Here is a 1,241-nt window from a genome sequence, read left to right as displayed (position 1 = left end):
GGCCCGGCCGCGCGCCACACCGCCGTGTTGCGGCGGCGGGGTGGCGGGCCCCCCGGGGCCCCCCGGGGAGGTGCGCTTGCCGCGGGGCGCCCTTGACTGGGGGCTGCCCGGCTTCACGCGGGTCCGGTGGACCTCCCGCGACCCGCACTCACCGCGGTCCCTGCGGAAGATCACGCTGCGGACGTCTCCGCCGCGGCTCGCAGTGGCCAAGTGCGGGGCGAAGACCACCGGATCCGCGTCATGTCGGGCGGCCCCGACCGCGCCGCTTGCGTACCGCGTGAGGCGGTGGGCCCGTCAGTGGCCGGCGATCTCCACGGAGGTGATCGTCGCGCCGTTCCCGTTGGCTTCGAGCGCGACCTGCTTCCAGGCCTCCCAGGTGTCGAGCCGGGACTGGTAGAGGTCGGGCACGAGCTGCGTGGGGAAGGCTCCGAAGAAGACGCGCAGGGGCGGCTGTTCGGCGTCGACGATCTTGAGCAGGGCGGGCCCGGCGGCCTTCGGGTCGCCGATCATCCCGGCCGGGAGGCTGTCACGCTGTGCCGCCATCGCGGCGCGCAGGGGGTCGTAGGGGGTCTGGGGTTCGGCCCAGACGGCGCTGTCGCCCGCCCAGTCGGTGGCGAACCCGCCGGGCTCGACGAGGGTCACGTGGATGCCCTGGCCGGCGACCTCCTGGGCCAGGGACTCGGTCAGGCCCTCCAGGGCCCACTTGGAGGCGTGGTAGCCGCCGATCAGCGGGAACGCGGCGACGCCGCCGACGGTGGAGATCTGGACGATGTGCCCGGATCCCTGAGCCCGCAGCAGGGGCAGGGCGGCCTGGGTGACGTTCAGTACGCCGAAGAGGTTGACCTCCAGCTGGTGACGCAGCTGCTCGACGCTGATCTCCTCGACCGCGCCGAACAGGCCGTAGCCGGCGTTGTTGACGACGACGTCGAGGCGGCCCAGACGGTCGTGGGCCTCCTGCACCACGCTGAACGCCTGCTCGCGGTCGGTCACATCGAGCTGGAGCGGCACGATCGCGTCGCCGAACTGCTTGACGAGGTCGTCCAGCGCGGCGGTGTCGCGGGCCGTGGCGGCCACCCGGTCGCCGCGGCTCAGCGCGGTGGCGGCGAACTCGCGGCCGAGACCGCGGCCGGCTCCGGTGATGATCCATGCCTTGGACATATGGGGGTCTCCCTGGGGTGTCGTACGTGATGGGGATGGTCGAGGTGCCGCTGCCCCCGTCCGGTCGCGGACCGGAAGGGGGC

Annotated in this window: 1 protein-coding gene; it reads right to left on the bottom strand. The window is 73.6% G+C overall.

Annotation, left to right across the window (positions count from 1 at the left end; translation table 11 throughout):
- Window positions 1-294: 294 nt before the first annotated feature.
- Window positions 295-1,158 carry an SDR family NAD(P)-dependent oxidoreductase gene (locus tag ACFULQ_RS49140; protein WP_383558373.1) on the bottom strand — a complete coding sequence of 288 codons (864 nt, stop codon included), beginning with the start codon at window positions 1,156-1,158 and terminating at the stop codon, window positions 295-297.
- Window positions 1,159-1,241 lie beyond the last annotated feature (83 nt).

Origin of the sequence: Streptomyces sp. NPDC057253 (assembly GCF_042669125.1) — a bacterium.
Lineage (GTDB): Bacteria > Actinomycetota > Actinomycetes > Streptomycetales > Streptomycetaceae > Streptomyces.
Note: the sequence above shows the minus strand (reverse complement) of the source record. Positions and strands in the feature narration are given on the sequence as shown.